The following is a 2,232-nucleotide window of genomic DNA, read 5'->3' as shown; positions in this document are numbered from 1 at the left end:
GCCCCTCCGCGGCGTCGCGCATGCGGCCGTGGGCCCGCTCGTGCGGTCGAGCTACCACGCGGACGTGCAGCATGCGGCGGCGGACCTGGACCGCGGCTGGCTGTTCGGCGCCAGCGATCCGCTGGACGAACTGCAGCCGTTCCGCGCCGCACCCGAACGCATGGGATGAGTTTACAGTTCATAAATGGAGTACCATAAACCGTAAGTACACGACCGGCAAACGACGAGTTGCCGGCGCTGCAGGAGACGACAATGACGAATCAGGCACAGAACCGGCACATCGACAACGTGATGTCGGTGGCCATGCACGGTACCGCCGCGAACGGCGCCAACGAGTTGATCCACAACTCGTGGCGCCGCTGCGTGAACGATTACGGGCTCGATCCGGCGCGCCCGAAGGCGCCGCACATCGTGACGTCCGCCACGCTGCGCGCGCACCAGGAACAGATCGAGGAATTCATGCAGGTGGCCCGCGTGGGCATGGAACAGATGTACAAGCGCGTCTCCAGCCTCGGCTACGTGCTGCTGTTGACGGATGCGCAGGGCGTCACCGTCGACTACATCGGCAACGACGCGCGCGCGCCGGACCTCAAGAGGGCCGGCCTGTACCTGGGCGCGGAATGGAGCGAACGGTCGGCCGGCACCTGCGGCGTGGGCACCTGCGTGGCCGAGCAGACGGCGCTGACATGCCACCAGGACGACCACTTCGATCCCACCCATATCCCGCTGACCTGTTCCGCCGCGCCGCTGTTCGACCCCGAGGGTAAATTCCTCGCGGTGCTCGACCTGTCCGCGCTGACGTCGCCGACGTACAAGGAAAGCCAGCATCTCGCGCTGCACCTGACGATGATGTATGCGGAAATGATCGAGGACGCGAACTTCCTGCGCCATTTCCAGGACCGTTGGATCCTGCGCCTCGGCACGGCGTGGGCGCTGGTCGAGGTGAGCGGCGAGATCATGCTGGCCTATGACGACGACGTCGCGCCGGACGACCTGCTGCGCCTCGCGCGCGCCGGCACGATGGGCGAGCGCTCGATCGTCACGCGCGGCTCGAACCAGATGTTCTATGCGAGCGTGAAGGTGCCGCGCCCGCGTCCCGCCGCGCGCACCAGCGTCGTCGTCGAGACGGCGGACGGCGCGGCGCCCGCCCACCATCCGGAACTGGATTGCCTGGCCGGCGACGACAACACGATGCGGCGGCTGCTGGACCAGGCCAAGCGCCTGCTGAACCGCAAGCTGAACATCCTGATCCACGGCGAGACGGGCACCGGCAAGGAAGTCATCGCCAAGGCCCTGCACCGGTCGAGCGAGCGCACCCACAAGCCGTTCGTCGCCGTGAACTGCGGCGCGATTCCCGAGTCGCTGATCGAAAGCGAATTGTTCGGCTACACGGCCGGCGCGTTCACGGGCGGCCGCGCGAAAGGCATGAAGGGCCTGATCCTGCAGTCCGACGGCGGCACGCTGTTCCTCGACGAGATCGGCGACATGCCGCTGCACCTGCAGACCCGGTTGCTGCGCGTGCTGTCGGAAAAGGAAGTCCTGCCGCTCGGCGCGGACAAGCCCGTCCCCGTGGACCTGACCGTGATCGCGGCATCGCACCGCGACCTGCGCAACCTGATCAGCGCCGGCAGCTTCCGCGAAGATTTGTATTACCGCCTGTGCGGCGCGACCCTGCACCTGCCGGCGCTGCGCGACCGCGCGGACAAGCGCTACCTGATCGAAAAAGTCCTGGCCGAGGAGGCGGAACTGCTCGGCATGGATGCGCACCTGTCGCTGGACGCCATGCACGCCATGCTGTGCTTCGCGTGGCCGGGCAACATCCGCCAGCTGCGCAACGTGCTGCGCTTCGCGCTGGCGGTGTCCGATGGCGAGACGATCACGGCGGCCGACCTGCCGCAGGAATTGACCGAGCAGTTTTCCAGCCTTCCGGCTGCTCCCGTCGCCGCCGCGACCCCCTCCGGCGGCGAGGACTGCGAGGCTGCGCCGCTGCTCGACGCGCTCGTGCGCCACAAGTGGAGCGTGACCAAGGTGTCGGAAGAGCTCAACCTGGCACGCGCCACCGTGTACCGCTACATGAAGAAGTACGGCATCGTCCCGCCCAATCAGCGCTGACCCTCACGCGACGCCCGTCTGGAGCGCATCCCAGACGGGGCCCGTCCGTTCCATCACCCAGGCCAGCGACACCAGCGCGACGCCCAGCGCGACGCAGCGGCGCATCCCGTCGTCCCGGCC

Annotated in this window: 1 protein-coding gene; it reads left to right on the top strand. The window is 67.8% G+C overall.

What is annotated here, in order from left to right:
- The first annotated feature begins 252 nt into the window (after positions 1-252).
- Positions 253-2,112 carry a sigma-54-dependent Fis family transcriptional regulator gene (locus ACEN88_RS29655; RefSeq protein ID WP_413345468.1) on the top strand — a complete coding sequence of 620 codons (1,860 nt, stop codon included), beginning with the start codon at positions 253-255 and terminating at the stop codon, positions 2,110-2,112.
- The last annotated feature ends 120 nt before the right edge of the window (positions 2,113-2,232 follow it).

The organism is Massilia sp. CT11-108 (assembly GCF_047302915.1).
Taxonomy (GTDB): Bacteria; Pseudomonadota; Gammaproteobacteria; order Burkholderiales; family Burkholderiaceae_D; genus Telluria; species Telluria orientalis.
Note: the sequence above shows the minus strand (reverse complement) of the source record. Positions and strands in the feature narration are given on the sequence as shown.

Coding starts and splice junctions, on each gene's coding strand:
- ACEN88_RS29655 (WP_413345468.1), top strand. CDS start 253: ATGACGAATCAGGCACAGAACCGGCACATCGACAACGTGATGTCGGTG.